Source organism: Campylobacter sp. P0085 (genome assembly GCF_002139495.1).
Taxonomy (GTDB): Bacteria; Campylobacterota; Campylobacteria; order Campylobacterales; family Campylobacteraceae; genus Campylobacter; species Campylobacter devanensis.
Genome location: NZ_MJKB01000002.1, coordinates 87,141 through 102,049, shown reverse-complemented (window position 1 = coordinate 102,049; position 14,909 = coordinate 87,141). Strand labels below are relative to the sequence as shown.

At 33.1% G+C, this 14,909-nt stretch carries 14 protein-coding genes and 1 pseudogene; all 15 read right to left on the bottom strand.

Annotation, left to right across the window (positions count from 1 at the left end; all coding sequences use genetic code 11):
• Positions 1-56: 56 nt before the first annotated feature.
• On the bottom strand, positions 57-584 hold the full coding sequence (gene mog / locus CIGNP85_RS02355; RefSeq protein WP_086286770.1) for a molybdopterin adenylyltransferase: 528 nt from the start codon (positions 582-584) through the stop codon (positions 57-59).
• The gene (locus CIGNP85_RS02350; RefSeq protein ID WP_086269823.1) at positions 574-2,247 is read right to left on the bottom strand and encodes an AAA family ATPase; all 1,674 of its coding nucleotides are present in this window, start codon (positions 2,245-2,247) and stop codon (positions 574-576) included. Before CIGNP85_RS02350 ends, mog begins: the two co-directional genes overlap by 11 nt.
• Positions 2,234-3,478, bottom strand: a complete 1,245-nt coding sequence (gene mtaB, locus CIGNP85_RS02345; protein ID WP_086286769.1) for a tRNA (N(6)-L-threonylcarbamoyladenosine(37)-C(2))-methylthiotransferase MtaB — start codon at positions 3,476-3,478, stop codon at positions 2,234-2,236. The genes CIGNP85_RS02350 and mtaB overlap by 14 nt, the downstream gene beginning before the upstream one ends.
• The gene (locus tag CIGNP85_RS02340) at positions 3,475-5,028 is read right to left on the bottom strand and encodes a mechanosensitive ion channel family protein (protein WP_086224555.1); all 1,554 of its coding nucleotides are present in this window, start codon (positions 5,026-5,028) and stop codon (positions 3,475-3,477) included. Before CIGNP85_RS02340 ends, mtaB begins: the two co-directional genes overlap by 4 nt.
• Entirely contained in the window at positions 5,025-6,059 is a 1,035-nt protein-coding gene (aroB, locus tag CIGNP85_RS02335) for a 3-dehydroquinate synthase (protein WP_086226994.1), read from the bottom strand. The genes CIGNP85_RS02340 and aroB overlap by 4 nt, the downstream gene beginning before the upstream one ends.
• 50 nt (positions 6,060-6,109) lie before the next feature.
• Positions 6,110-7,348 carry an RNA polymerase factor sigma-54 gene (locus tag CIGNP85_RS02330; protein ID WP_086286768.1) on the bottom strand — a complete coding sequence of 413 codons (1,239 nt, stop codon included), beginning with the start codon at positions 7,346-7,348 and terminating at the stop codon, positions 6,110-6,112.
• Complete coding sequence (gene lptB, locus CIGNP85_RS02325; protein ID WP_086224558.1) at positions 7,348-8,076, bottom strand: LPS export ABC transporter ATP-binding protein; 729 nt, start codon at positions 8,074-8,076, stop codon at positions 7,348-7,350. The genes CIGNP85_RS02330 and lptB overlap by 1 nt, the downstream gene beginning before the upstream one ends.
• The gene (gene tsaE, locus CIGNP85_RS02320) at positions 8,069-8,467 is read right to left on the bottom strand and encodes a tRNA (adenosine(37)-N6)-threonylcarbamoyltransferase complex ATPase subunit type 1 TsaE (protein WP_086224559.1); all 399 of its coding nucleotides are present in this window, start codon (positions 8,465-8,467) and stop codon (positions 8,069-8,071) included. Before tsaE ends, lptB begins: the two co-directional genes overlap by 8 nt.
• Positions 8,451-8,696, bottom strand: a complete 246-nt coding sequence (locus CIGNP85_RS02315) for an RNA-binding S4 domain-containing protein (RefSeq protein ID WP_086227203.1) — start codon at positions 8,694-8,696, stop codon at positions 8,451-8,453. The genes tsaE and CIGNP85_RS02315 overlap by 17 nt, the downstream gene beginning before the upstream one ends.
• Before the next feature lie 99 nt (positions 8,697-8,795).
• Positions 8,796-9,092: an HU family DNA-binding protein gene (locus CIGNP85_RS02310; RefSeq protein WP_086224560.1), complete on the bottom strand. Its 297-nt coding sequence runs from the start codon at positions 9,090-9,092 to the stop codon at positions 8,796-8,798.
• Positions 9,093-9,243: 151 nt separating this feature from the next.
• A complete protein-coding gene (locus CIGNP85_RS02305) occupies positions 9,244-10,260 on the bottom strand; it encodes a UDP-N-acetylglucosamine--N-acetylmuramyl-(pentapeptide) pyrophosphoryl-undecaprenol N-acetylglucosamine transferase (RefSeq protein WP_086286767.1) in 1,017 nt (338 codons plus the stop codon).
• Entirely contained in the window at positions 10,257-11,444 is a 1,188-nt protein-coding gene (locus tag CIGNP85_RS02300; protein ID WP_086226988.1) for an FtsW/RodA/SpoVE family cell cycle protein, read from the bottom strand. Before CIGNP85_RS02300 ends, CIGNP85_RS02305 begins: the two co-directional genes overlap by 4 nt.
• Positions 11,445-11,453: 9 nt before the next feature.
• The gene (locus tag CIGNP85_RS02295) at positions 11,454-12,515 is read right to left on the bottom strand and encodes a tyrosine-type recombinase/integrase (RefSeq protein WP_086232117.1); all 1,062 of its coding nucleotides are present in this window, start codon (positions 12,513-12,515) and stop codon (positions 11,454-11,456) included.
• Between the two features lie 17 nt (positions 12,516-12,532).
• Positions 12,533-13,759, bottom strand: coding sequence for an argininosuccinate synthase (locus CIGNP85_RS02290; protein WP_086282176.1), 1,227 nt, complete (start codon positions 13,757-13,759; stop codon positions 12,533-12,535).
• Positions 13,760-13,900: 141 nt separating this feature from the next.
• Positions 13,901-14,892 (bottom strand): annotated as a pseudogene (gene pseA, locus CIGNP85_RS02285) (pseudaminic acid biosynthesis protein PseA); the annotation flags it as partial.
• Between the last annotated feature and the right edge of the window lie 17 nt (positions 14,893-14,909).

The window sequence follows — 14,909 nt, the reverse complement described above, 5'->3', positions numbered from 1 at the left end:
TTATAAAATTCTATACACGATTGTATAATAAATTACCTTAAACTATTTAATATAACCTACTTCTTCTTTGGTCTAAATACTTTCATAATATTCTCATCGCACTCAATATAAGCCGCACCAATTAGGTCTAGACAATATGGAATTGCTGGGAAAATAGGCTCTAAACACTCCTTTATCGCTTTTGGCTGACCTGGTAGATTAATTATTAAGCTCTGGTCTTTAATGCCGGCTGTTTGGCGAGATAAAATAGCTGTAGGAACATACTTTAAACTACTACTTCGCATTAATTCACCAAATCCTGGTAGCATTTTCTCACATACAGCCTCAGTTGCTTCAGGTGTTACATCTCTAGGTGCTGGCCCTGTCCCGCCAGTAGTAAATACTATATCGCAACCCTCTTTGCACATATCTTCTAAGCTAGATACTATCATATCATAATCATCAGGTATAACCCTATAAATAAACTCTAAATCGCTTATTACCCACTCTTTTAGTATATTTTGAATCGCCACACCGCTCTCATCTGCATAGACTCCAGCACTTGCTCTATCGCTTAGTGTTAATACTCCTATTTTAGCCATTATTTATCCTTTGTATTATCATTATTACATCAGCTCTACTTGCTAATTCATTCTCTAGTAAAAATTTAGCCAAGGCATCTATCTCAGATCTCATCTTATCTATTAGTCCATTTACTTCGCTGCGAATTCGTTCTAAAAGCTCTCTAGTCTCATCATCACTAGGCATAATCCTATCCCCCATTCCATACTCCATTACTAGTTCCCTAGCGATATTTTTAGCTATTTTTATATCATTTTTAGAATTAGTATATAGTTCACCAGTGATTAAATTCATCGCACAAATACCAGCTAAATGAACTTTAATAAGCCCCAAAAGATCACTTTTTGAGCTTAAAAATGTATCGCTAGCACCAAATTTATCATTTAAAAGTGAAATTTGATTAAAATTAATACCGCAAAACTCAGCCATTAGCGCCTTAGCTGATTGATAAATAGCTTGGATTTGCTTTTCGTTTTGACTTAGACTATGAAGGTGTTTTTTACCATCAATTACCCTATTTTCCACTGCCTTGAAGTCATCATTATTTATAATCTCTCTACCATTTCTTAATGCATTTATGGCTGCTTCATTTACTAGTGTTGCAAGTGCTGCTCCGCTAAATCCAGTTGTACTTCTAGCTACAAAACCAATATCTACTGAGTGTCTTTTGCCTTGCAAATATATACTAAGTATATCATTTCTATCGCTAATATCAGGCATTCCTACAAATATACGCCTATCAAATCTTCCACTACGCAATAAAGCTTCGTCCATCATCTCAATCTTATTAGTTGCTGCTATTACAACTACACCGCTACTGCTTAAAAACCCATCCATTTCAGTTAAGAGCTGATTTAGTGTAGCCTCTCTCTCATCGCTTCTATTACCACCACGAGCTTTGCCTACAGCATCAATCTCATCAATAAAGATTATACTTGGTGCATATGTTTTAGCCATACTAAAAAGCTCTCTGACACGCTTTGCCCCCATACCAGCATAAATTTGAACAAAATTAGCACCACTTTGGTAAAAAAATGGTACATTTGCCTCTCCGGCTACTGCTTTGGCTATTAGTGTTTTGCCAACACCTGGAGGGCCTACCATTAGCACACCTTTTGGCATTTTAATGCCTAAATTTGAATATTTAGTTGGATTTTTTAAAAAATCTACTATCTCAATTAGCTCACTTTTTACATCTTTGATCCCTGCAACATCGTTAAATGAGATATCTGAGACTACTGGAGTTATCTGATTAGATACACCCTCAAGTAGATTGGCTGACTCACTTTTTTCTTGTGGTTTTTTTGCCACCTTAATAAGCGGTGTAAATTTAATAACCACAAATACCACTACAGCTAAAAGCATTAAAATCAAAACTACCCAAATCAAGCCACCATCACCACTACTCTCTACTGCGACCCTTTGACCTAACTCGCTTAAGCTTATCATCTCTTTTGGAATTATATAACTTCTATTTAATGCTTTAATTATCACACTATCGCCATCTATTATAGCATTTTGAATAGCTCCGGCTTGCAAAAAATTATCATACTCTAATAGGGTAATTTTACTAGGCATCGAGCGAAAAATAGCAATTACAAATAGCAATACTAAAACAATACTAGCTGCGATTATGGCTGATTTTTTATTAAATTTAGGTAGCTTTATTTGGCTAAATTTGAGCATAATTAGATTCCTGCATAATTTCATAATTTGTTATATGTATCCACTCTTTTGCTATATTTTTAGAACTTTTAATTTTGATTTTATTATAATATTGATCCCAACCCTCATAGATATCTCCATTTGATTGCTTCTCTACTAACACATCTAGCGGTCTATCGGCATTGTTTTGTCTAAATTTTAGATTATTTTGTGCTACGATATTTTGAAGCGTTTTTAGCCGCTCTTTAGCAATTTGAGAATCAACATCCATAGGCATTGTGGCTGATTTGGTGCCATTTCGTGGGCTAAAGATAAAGGCATGAATATGCGTTAATGGAAATTTATTAAAATTCTCTATAGCTTCATTCCATATTTGCGGCGTTTCACCTGGATGCCCTACGATAAAATCAGTTCCTAACGCAAACCCCATTGAGCTTAGCTCACAAAATAGATCTAAATCTCTTAAGGCTCTATTTCTTCTATTCATTATAGTAAGCATCTGTTGACTGGTATGCTGAAGTGCTATATGCAGATGCCTCTCTAACCATGGTTCGTGTAAAATTTCTCTAAAACTCTCATCAATCTGACTTGGTTCAATACTTCCAAGACGAATTCGCTTAATTCCATTAATTTTACCCAAATGCGCTACTAATCTGCCAAGACTAGTTCCAATACCTTTGCCGTAACTACCGATATTAGTACCAGTTAATACTATCTCGCTATAGCCATTACTTGCTAAAATTTTAGCCTCTTTTAATATTATATCCTCATCTATACTTCTACTAAATCCCCTAACACTTGGAATAATACAGTAGCTACAGGCAAAATCGCATCCTTCTTGAATTTTAATAAAAGCTTTGGTGTGATTTTCATAGTTACTTACTATATTTTTATCGATGAAATTTAGATCTCCTAGCTCATAAAACGGCTCGCTCTTACCTAACATTTCATCGATTTTACTCTTATTGCTAGCACCAAGAACTCCAAAAATAGCCGAACTTTTAAATAATTCATCACCTTTGCTAACTGCTCCACAACCAGTTAAGATTACTTTTTTGCCGCTATTGCGCATACTATTTATATAGTTTCTTACTCCGCTATCTGCACCATTTGTTACTGTGCAAGAATTTACCACAATAATATCAGCTATACTCTCATCATTAGTTATCTCATAGTTTTTAACATAACTTTTTAAAAGCTCAGTATCATAGATATTTGTCCTACATCCAAATGTTTTAAAATATACTCTCAATCTAAATTTTCCTTATCTAATTCTAATTGTTGCTCGATTTTGCCAGTATGTCTTCCCATAAATAGTGTCTGAGTCGGATAAGCGATTTTGATATCATTTTCAGCATTTAATGCCTCTATAATCTCAGCACTAATAGTACTACGAAGAGCTAATGTACCATAAGAATTATTCATATACCAAACACTAATATTAATCCCATAAGGCTCAAAAAAACTAAATATCCTAGGTTCAACATTTGTATTTTTTATATTATACTGATCTCGTAATTTATTCATCTGCTGCTTAGCTATATCAGTATAACCTTTTGAATACTTTCTTGCTATATTTTTGATTATATGCATCGCTTTTTTGTGGTTGCTATCATAACTTAGCATTATATCAATCCCATCCCATACGGTTTTCATACCGCTATGAGTATAATTAGCTATTAACTCTGTAAATATATAGTTATTTGGTATAAATATAATCCTGCCGCTTCTGCGATTTACTTTATATGTCGTTAGTGTAATGTCTTCATAAATTGTCATTCTAAGTAAGCTAATATCTATAATATCACCTACATAATCTCCATTTTGATATCTTACACGAATTCTATCACCCACATGAAATGTCCCACCAAATATAATCACACTCCACCCAAGTAAACTCATAAACATATCTTTCATAGCAATTGCTAAACCAGCAGAGGCAAAACCAAGAATCGTAACCATATAGCTAACATTTTCTATATATGCAAAGAGTAAAATAAATATTATGATAGTAAAGTTTATAACATTTATAAATTTATTTATAGTGTAGAATTTTTGATTATCAATTACATATTTTTTGGCTGTAAATTTAAGTAAAAATCCAATCAAAATCACAATAATAATAGTAAAAAATATAGTTAATGTCTCTTTGATCTGTGAAGTTAGGCTATCAGTAGCACGGCTAATTGTCTCATCTAATCTAGTTTGATATACTCCAAATGTAGTTGTGGCAATCTCTTTGGCGATATTAAATTCACTTAAAGTTCTATTAATCTCAACTAAATTTGCGTAATTTGCTGCTGTTTTATTTAAATCATAAAGCTCTTGAAGCAAATTTTGCTTCTTGCTAAGAATATCTACAGCTACTTCAAGCTGAGCTAAGCGACTATAATACTCACTTTTTTGTCCTTTTAATCTCTTAAGATACGAAAATCCTCCAATTATTGCAATTGGATTTGTAATCTTATACTCCTCTTCTACATCTGGCACAGCTAGCATACTTTGAAATGGAGATTTTTCATACTCTTTTAATAACTCAATCTGCTCTTTTAAGCTTGAAACTCTGCTATTTAATTCATCTTTATTTTGTTCAAATTTACCATTTTTTAATTGATTTTGAGCCTGTTCTAACTCCAAAAGAAGATTTTGGTATGTGTTGTAATTGGCATATTTTATCAGCCAGATATTTCCTTTTAGAGTTGCGTCTAATCTATTTATATTCTCATTTAGTATCGAAATTTGACTCTCCTCAGCCATTAAAGCAAGAGCCAAAAATAGCAAAATTTTTATAATTTTACTCATTTAAATAGCCCTAAAACTTCTAATACTCGCTCTTTAGAAATATCACTTTTTATAAGATTTTTGCCAATTCCATTAGGCAGGATGAATTTAATCACGCTATTCTCACTCTTTTTATCTAGACTAAATGCATTATAAAATGCGTTTTCATCTTTGATTTTATACTTTGTTGGTAGATCAAATTTGATTAATAAATTCTCTATCCTATCAAATTCCTTAACACTCAAAAGCCCTAAATTTAGAGCTAATCTATTTGCCATATTCATCCCTATAGCCACCGCTTCGCCGTGTAAAAGCCCCTTGTAATTTAGCTCATTTTCTATCACATGAGCAAAGGTATGTCCGTAGTTTAACACCGCTCTAAGCCCCTTTTCACGCTCATCTTGGCTAACTACCATAGCTTTTAACTCAACGCATCGTTTGATAATTTTGGTTAAATCATCTTGATTATTTATATCACAACTTTCAAAAAATTCAAAAAACTCTCTATCAAACATAATAGCCATCTTAATCGCCTCAGCGATCCCAGCGGCAAACTCACGCTTAGGCAAACTCTTTAAAAATCTACTCTCACAATAGACCGCCTTAGGTTGATAAAAACTACCGATTAGATTTTTACCAAATTTATTATTTACCCCAGTTTTGCCTCCCACACTAGCATCAACTTGAGCCAAAAGAGTAGTAGGGATAGTAATAAAGTCAATCCCACGCTCATAAATACTAGCCGTAAATCCACTCATATCGCTAATCACCCCACCACCAAGAGCAATTATAGTGCTAGAGCGATCCAATCTACTTACAAAAAGCTGTTCTAAAATATCTTCGATTGTAGCTAAATTTTTATACTCTTCTCCATCTGCTATGGTGATTACATACTTTTCATCAGCTTCAACTATTGATAAGATATCATTTAGGTATAATCCTCCAACTTTGGAATTTGTGATGATTGCGACTTTGCCTTTAAATTTAAGCTTAGAAAGCTCATCTATATATACTTTGTAGCTATTTTTGTCTAAATTTATATCAATTTGCATATTTTATCCTTTTTTTGATTTTATCCAACTCACCTTTAATTACTCTTTAATTATCCTTGAATTGCGTATAATTTTTTGCGTTCGCTTGAGCTAGCGATATTTAGCATTTTGCGATATTTGGTTATTGTTCTTCTAACTAGCTTGATATTAAATTCATCTTCAATCTTAGCCAAAATCGCCTCATCACTAAGTGGCTTAGCCCTATTTTCATTTTTAATTAAATTTAATAAAAATTCCTTAATAGCAGCATTTGAAACCTCTTGAGAAGCTGCAGCTGCAAAGAAGTTTTTAAGCGGGACGATTCCACGCTTTGAGCTTAGATATTTATTTTGGATAGCACGGCTAATTGTAGATGGATTTCTACCTAAATCCTCAGCAATATCTTTTAATTTCATCGGCTTTATATCCCCACCAAAAAAGTAGTCATATTGATACTCTATTATCATTAAGCCAATCTTGTGAAGTGTGGATTTACGCATCTCTAAAGCATCAATTAGATCTTTTGCCTCTTTTATTTTACTTGAGACGAATTCACTTTTTTCATCTATACCTTCAATATCTATATGAATATTTGGATAAAATTCATCATTTATAGCTACTTCAATCCCGCCATCACTATCATAGACAAATATATCAGGTATTACCAACATCTCATCATCCATATACTCAATTGCTGGAGGATTTTTAAATTTCTTTAGTAAGCTCATAGCAGCTTCATAATTTTTACGCTTTGTAAATTTACTTATATTTTCAAAATTTTGAATAATTTCAACACAAAGCTCATAAATCTCATCATTATCGCAAAGCTCATCAAGTTGAAATATAAAACTCTCTTTATAATCTACGGCCCCTACCCCAACAGGCTCTAAATAGGCAAATCTAGCACGAACTCGCTCAACTTCATCTTTACTAAATCCTATAAAAATTCCATCATCCCACTCAAAATAACCCTCACTATTAATACACTCTATAATCAAATTTGCAATCTCTTTGGATTTTTTAGATGGAAATAATCTATCATCAATTTGCCTATATAATTTCTCATAAAGACTCTCTTTATAAACTATACTTGATTCTATAGTATCGCTTATGCTGGTTTTGTATAGGTCGTTATAGAAATTTAACGATCTACTTTTTGGATTTGGCTCAAGCTGTACAAATGGATTTTTATCGATAAATGGTTCTAAAGTCTCCTTTAACTCATCACTAGCAACCTGTAAAATTGGCAACCAACTTCGTAGAGTCTGATTTAATTTAGCTTTAGTAGTGAGTTTTTGAGATAGTTTCATTAGTCTAATAATCTAAACTCTTCACCCAGATAATGGGTTCTAACAAGCTGATTATTTGCCACCTCGTTTGCGCTTCCACTAGCTAGCAGCGTTCCACTTTTTATTACATAAGCTCTATCGCAGATTGCTAAAGTTTCACGCACATTATGATCAGTGATTAAGATTCCAATATTTAGCTTTTTTAAATCATTTATAATACTTTGAATATCAGCTACTGCAATTGGGTCAACCCCAGCAAAAGGTTCATCAAGTAGTAAAAATTTAGGCATAATCATCAAACTTCTAGCAATTTCACATCTTCGCCTCTCACCGCCACTTAGACTAAGTCCTTTTCTAGAACGAATCGGCTCTATATTTAGCAAATTTAGCATCTCTTCAACCTTTGCATCGATGCTTTTGCTATCTTTATATACTATTTGTGCTGCTAAAGTTAGATTTTCTTCAACTGTTAAATCCTTAAAAATACTACTTTCTTGAGGTAAATAGCCAATACCTTGCATAGCTCTTTTATGTAATGGATTAGACGTTATATCTTTACCATCTAGCATAATCTGTCCACTACTAGGCAAGATTAATCCGCAAATCATATAAAATGTCGTAGTTTTACCAGCACCATTTGGCCCTAAAAGTCCTACGACTTCACCGCTTTTAATCTCTAACGAAACGCCGTTTATAATATTTGTTTTTTTAATATTTTTCTTTAAATTTAAGACTTCTAATCTATGCATATCTTACCTCATAAACTCTCTCATTGCCACTAACTATAATATCTACAATACAGATATCTAACCCATTTTTGTTAGCAAATTTAAGCAGCTCATCATCGGCCCATTCAACAATATGTAAGCCATCTTCATATAAATTTTCATACAGACCATTTCTTTTAATAACCTCAAATCCGCCCTGATAAATATCATAATGGTAAATTTGACCATAATCTTGCATTATACTAAAAGTTGGAGAGGTTACAATAGCTGGATTATTCTTATTTATAATAGCTTTACTAAGTGTTGTTTTGCCACTGGCTAGATTACCTCTAAGGGCAATAATTCCACTATTTGGTAACTCATTTATAAGAGTATCTAGCTCATTTAAGCCTAACTTAAATCTCTTTAACATAGCTATTTTGATCGCTTTTTGGAATTGATTTAGTTGCTGGAATAGCTAAAACCTCATAGCTCACCTCTTTAGCAATAAATTTAATCGTAATCTTATCGCCTATTTTAACATCTTTGCTAGGTTTTGCTACAATACCATTGATACTCACAACGCCACTTTTACACATATCTTCGCTAATGGCTCTACGCTTAGTAATATTAACTGTATTTAAAAATTTATCTACTCTCATAGACATATTTTAGCTAAATTTGGCTGAATTTTGATTTTAATTTACAAATTTTACGATGGAATATAACATAAAGCCCTCTTCAAGTGAAGAGGGAGAAGATTATTTTTTCTTACAAGTTTTGCAGCTAGCAACTGCATCTTTTAAATTTTTACCAACTTTAAATTTAACAACTTTTTTAGCTGGAACTTTAACTTCTTTACCAGTACTTGGAACTTTAGCCGTTCTAGCAGCTCTTTCTGATATACTAAAAGTACCAAAACCAACAAAAGTTACGCTATCGCCTTTTGTTAGCACTTCGCTGATTGTCTCAAGCACACCATCAAGTGCAGCTTCTGCATCTTTTTTAGTTAAGCTGGCTTTAGCAGCTACTAGGCCTACAAATTCTGCTTTTGTCATTGTTAATCCTTATGTGGAAATTTACATTCTAATTCTACACTATTTTACCGCTAAATTCAAGGGTTTAGTCCATTTTTACATAAAAATTAAGCCATTTTGCACAATTTTTTGATATAAATTTAAAACTTCTAAATAAATAGCCATAAAATCACTATTTTTTACAATTTTTCAAAATCTCATTAATGATAATTTTTGAGCCATTTTTATCTATTAAATTTAATAGTTTTTGAGAAATTTCTTTTAAATTTGCACTATAAATCATCTCTTTTACACTATCTAAATTTAACTCATCTTGACTTACAATCATTCCAGCACCTTGATCGCACAAAAATTTTGCATTATAAAATTGATGATTATTAGCCGCATAAGGAAATGGAATAAAAATCGTAGGTAAACCAGCCGCACAAAGCTCCCAAATAGTGCTAGCCCCAGCCCTACTAATACAAAAATCAGCTCCATTCATATAATGTTCAATATCTTTACTAAAAGCAAAAACTTCAGCCTCTATATTTAGTTCTTGATATTTACGTATCATTGCATCATACTCTTTTTGGCCACATTGATGAATAATTTTTATACCATTTTGGGCTAAATTTGGAGCTAAATTTAATGCTAAAGTATTAATAAAATTAGCTCCTTGTGAACCACCTAAAAATAAAATTACTTTAAAATCTTGCCTAATTCTAGCAATTTTAAAAAATCTATCATCCACTGGATAATCAAATTTTGGCTTAAAATATGAGCTAAAAAATCCTTTAGCAAACGGTTTTAACAATAAATTTAATCTACCAATTATTGCATTTTGCTCGTGAATATATAGCCTTTTATTATATATAATCGCTCCAATAGCCGCAGGTGCTGCGCTATATCCGCCTACACTAATTATCATTTTAATGCCATGAGTATCAAAAATATGCTTACATTTAAATGCTAAATTTAAAATATTAACTAAAGATAATACCTTGCCAAATCCACGTTTATTTACTACACCACTACTATCTAAAAAATAGCAAGCTTCAAATATCTCTGAATCTTCAAACCACATTCTATCTTGCCCACTACTTGAACCAATAAAAATAGCTTTAAGGCCACGCAAATTTAGCTCACGTCCAAGCGCTCTAGCAATAGCCAAATGCCCGCCAGTGCCACCACCTGTTATAGCAATCATGATAAATCTGCCTTTTTACTAATCATAAGTACCATTCCAATTCCTACACAAAGTGCTAAAATAGAGCTACCACCATAACTTAAAAACGGAACAGCAATCCCTTTAATTGGCGTAATTGATGTAATACCATATGAATTAATCAAAAATGCCATAGTAATAATCGTACCAACACCTAGCCCAAATAGATGATATACTCTATTTTTGTTTCTTGAAGAGATCTTAAGTATTCTAAAAATTACATAAATCATCATCAAAGTAATACAAAAAATACCAATAAACCCAAGCTCTTCAGCGATACCAGCCAATACAAAATCTGTGTGAACCTCACTTAAAAATCCAAGCTTAAAAGTCCCATTACCAAGCCCCACACCAAAAAACCCGCCATGATAAATTGCATTTAGAGAGTGGCCTATTTGATATGGCTCTTCTGCTCCGCTAACTCTTAAAATATCAGCCATACTAGCAGGTAAAAATGACAATACAAAATCTTGATTTGTTACCCACCAAGACTGAAATCTCCTAATCCTATGCTCTTGGGTTATAATAGCAAAAAACACCAAAATCACCCCAGCCAAACCAAACAAACCAAAAAATCTCTTACTAGTCCCAGCAAATGTCGCCAAAACTATCAAAGTTAGTGCTAAAACCACCACTTGACCTAGATCTTTTTGTAAAATCGCAATCAAAAAAACAGCAATAGCAAAGATAATAAAATATGGAAAAAGTAAGACAAACTCATCTTTTAAACGCTTTTTATTGTGATCTAGTTTACGTGTAAAACTCCATGCTAAAAAAAACACAAAACCGATTTTAAAAAATTCAACCGGAGAGAGAGAAATTGGACCAAGCCGTATCCAACGCTTTGCCCCACCAGTAACTGGTACAAGCGATGTGGGTAAAAATTGCATCACAATCATTGCTAAAAATGAACCAAAAAATAGCGTAAAACCAATTACTTCAAATGTTGTAAGCGAACCAATACAACGCTTATCTGGGTCTATTTGTGAGAGCTTCCACATAATAAAAATCCCCACAAATCCAACCACAAACTGCCTAAGGAAAAAGTGATAACTAGAATAATCGTAATAAAGCACAGTAAAAGCTGGCAATGAGAGCGAAAATATCATTCCAATAGCAATCAGCACAATACAAGCATAAAATAGCCTAGAATCTACCTCATACATTTAGCTCTCCTAATCATTTAACTCTTCAGCCACTTTGGCGGCTAATTTGAGCTTATCACTATCAAAATGTGTGTAAATTCTAGATGTATCTAGGCTAGCGTGACCTAGTGCTTCTTGGACTAAGACTAGATCTTTTTGCTTTTTATATAGCATTGTGGCAAATGTGTGCCTAAGCATGTGAGCGCCATTTTTGCCCTTTCTAATGCCAGCTTGAAATAAAATTTGCTCCACTATTCTACTCACATAAGCTTGAGTTAATTTCCCACCATTGCGATTGACAAATATATATCCATCTTGATTTATATAGTTGATAGCTATAGAGTCTAAAAGCGTATCTATCAGATGTTTTTTGACCATCACAACTCTATATTTATTGCCCTTGCCTCGTATCCTAATGATATATAAATCACCCTCTTGGCTAATATCTTTTCGTTTTAAATTTATAGCTTCGCTCACACGCATTCCAGTAAAAATAATAATCTTTATAATTAATCTATTTCTATGCGTATTGCTCTTAAATTCAGCCGTATCAATAGCCGCTATAAATCTCTTTACTTCATCCTCACCCATAAATTCAGGTAGCTTAGCACCACGCCTTCCGCTAATTCCACCCCAATTTTTAAGCTCAATATCAAATATATGAGATTTGCCATTTTCTTCATTTTGCTTGCTTAAATAGCCAAAGAAATTTATAGCTGCTATTCTATAGTTTTTCTTGCTTGCATCGCTTAATGAGCCAGTGCAACTAGCTAACACCTCACTGATTAAATCCTCATCAATCTGTGTAATGCTTTCTAATTCATAATAACATAGCGTTTCGTAAATTTTTTTCAGTGGGTTAAAATATGTATTTATCCCTGTTAATCCTGCATTTCTAGCAGCCTTTGCTAAAATATCAAGCTCATCAATATTATCTATATTCTTTGATAGAGCTAAATTGATACTAGCTAGGGCTTTAGGATCTTTTAATTCTTTATTTGATAAAGAATTTAACTTATACTTTACAAATCTACCAAGCCAAAATAGCATAGAGCTTTTGAAATTATCTTTACAATCTAACTTATACTTCATAGCTTGGTTAAATTCTATTAATCAATTTTTCTACCATTTTTACCAGCGATGATAAAACGAAGAGCATTTAGTTTGATAAATCCATTTGCATCTTTTTGGTCATATACGCTATCTTCTTCAAAGGTACAATAAGCCTCGTTAAATAGATTATCACTCTTGCTATCTCTACCGATTATTATAACATTGCCTTTATATAATTCTACTCTTACTACGCCATTTACATGCTTTTGACTCTCATCGATAGCAGCTTGAAGCATCTTTCTTTCTGGAGAAAACCAATATCCATTGTAGATTAATTTAGCATATCTTGGCATTAATTCATCTTTTAAATGAGCTGCTTCTCTATCTAAGGTTATACTCTCAATTGCCCTATGAGCTTTTAGCATTATAGTCCCACCTGGGGTTTCATAGCAACCACGGCTTTTCATACCTACATAGCGATTTTCGACTATATCAAGTCTGCCAATACCATGCTTAGCACCAAGTCTATTTAGCTCTTGAAGCATTTGGCTAGGATTTAGCTCTTTGCCATTTAGCGCTACTGGATCGCCATTTTTGTATGTAATTTCTATAATTTCGCTCTCATTTGGAGCATCTTTTGGGCTTGTAGTCCAACGCCACATATCATCTTCAGGTGCGTTATTTGGATCTTCTAAAATCAACCCTTCATAAGATATATGAAGCAAATTCGCATCCATTGAGTATGGAGATTTACCCTTTTTCTTGCTAATATCTATACCATGTTTTGCAGCGTAAGCTAGAAGTTTTTCACGACTATCTAGATCCCACTCTCTCCAAGGGGCAATAACTTTGATATTTGGATTTAAAGCATAAGCTCCAATCTCAAATCTAACTTGATCATTTCCCTTACCCGTAGCACCATGACTGATACAATCAGCCCCAGTCTTTGCTGCTATCTCTACAAGTCTTTTAGCTATTAATGGTCTAGCAATCGATGTGCCTAAAAGATACTCACCTTCATATATAGCATTTGCCCTAAACATAGGAAATACAAAGTCACGCACAAAATCTTCTTTAAGATCTTCAATAAATATATTTTCAGGTTTTATACCAAGGCTAATCGCTTTGGCTCTAGCTGGCTCTACCTCTTCGCCTTGACCGATATCAGCTGTAAATGTAACAACTTCGCATTTATACTCATCTTGTAGCCACTTTAAAATTATACTAGTATCAAGTCCGCCACTATAGGCCAAAACTACCTTTTTGACATCTTTTGCTTTCATCTTTGCTCCCTTAAATAAAATGGGGTATTGTAGCTAAAATATGCTTAAAATTTGATATTTTATATGATTTGGTTATTTTGAATTTAAGTTATTATGAAGCTTGGTTAAATTTGGAGCTAGAGTTGCTCCAAATTTATAAAATTATTTGAGTATTGTATTCTCTTTGCGGATTAATGAGCCATCTATATCACGCAAAAATTTACCATTTTCATCACATTTAAATATATCTTTATTGGTAAATGAATCTACAATTTCCCAAAACTCATCATCGCTAAATCCGCTATACTCAAGATATTTTTTAATAGCCTTTTTAGGTGGTTTGCCATCATATTTATTTACTAATCTTACGCCCTCTTCTCTATCTATATAACCCAATCTAATATCAATGCACGCATTATCAGTAGCTCTACCAAAGCCGTATTTGCAATATTTTAAATAGTCATGTAGATGATTAGAATAGCAATCCAAATTCTCAAAATTTTCATATGTAGTCTCTACTGGGCGATCAGAACAGCTAAAGCCATGCTCTTTGGCAATTCTTAAATTCTCTTTATAATTCCATTTTACATAATATCCTAAGAATACACCAGTTACATTTACCCTTTTTAACTCGTCATCACTTGGATAAGTGTAAAAATATAGATCTTTTTGCGTAAGGCCATCTACACCTATCATATCTTCTATACTACTTCCTAAAAGCCGCCAAATCTATCTAGCCAAGCCTTATCTAAGATATTATTATCCTTTGATGAAGCTGGGCCACCATACTCTAATTGCGGACTTTCGCCCCAGATTATTAATGGAATTCCAAAACTCACAGCAATGCGTGGCACACAAGAGAATATCCCAAGATGGTTTTGCCACTCATTATCTCCAGTTTTTTTAAAAGCTGCTTTGGCCAGTTTTTTATAGACATTTGGATCTCTTTTTATATGGATGATATCTACACCTATGCTATTTAAATTCTTTAAATTTTTGCGACCTACTTTTGTTGGAATAGTCGGCTCAAAGCATACACAAAGTGGTTTAAGACCCAAATTTAACATTGTTAAAACTTGAAAAGTAGAATCCTTGCCACCACTTACGCCAATCACACAATCATAAATTGGGTGCTTTTTATGTTTTTTGACAATCTATAATAATTCAGCTT